The organism is Psychroserpens mesophilus (genome assembly GCF_050617655.1).
Taxonomy (GTDB): Bacteria; Bacteroidota; Bacteroidia; order Flavobacteriales; family Flavobacteriaceae; genus Psychroserpens; species Psychroserpens mesophilus_A.
Genome location: NZ_JBODQC010000370.1, coordinates 1 through 248 on the forward strand (window position 1 = coordinate 1; position 248 = coordinate 248).

Sequence of the window (248 nt, forward strand, 5' to 3'; positions counted from 1 at the left end):
TATCTGAACGCCTCCCCGGGGGCAGGGCTGAGGTCCCAGTTATTGAGCAGGTATTCTATAAACTGACTGTTCCCCAATTCGGGTTGATAGTCGATGGGGTCGCCTCCTGAAGAAACGCCCCACCCCCCCAGTTCATGCGTCAACACGTGGTCGATGGTTATGTCGAGCTCGTCGGCCGTCAATTGGGCTGTCCCGAAATCCTCACCCCGGAGTCCCCTGGAGCCGAATACTTTCTCTTCGGGGTGGAG

The 248-nt window shown here is 57.7% G+C and carries 1 protein-coding gene; it reads right to left on the bottom strand.

Annotated elements, in window-relative coordinates:
• Window positions 1-248 (bottom strand): hypothetical protein (locus ACRHNM_RS17640; protein ID WP_431137947.1); only part of this gene is annotated, 248 nt, incomplete at both ends.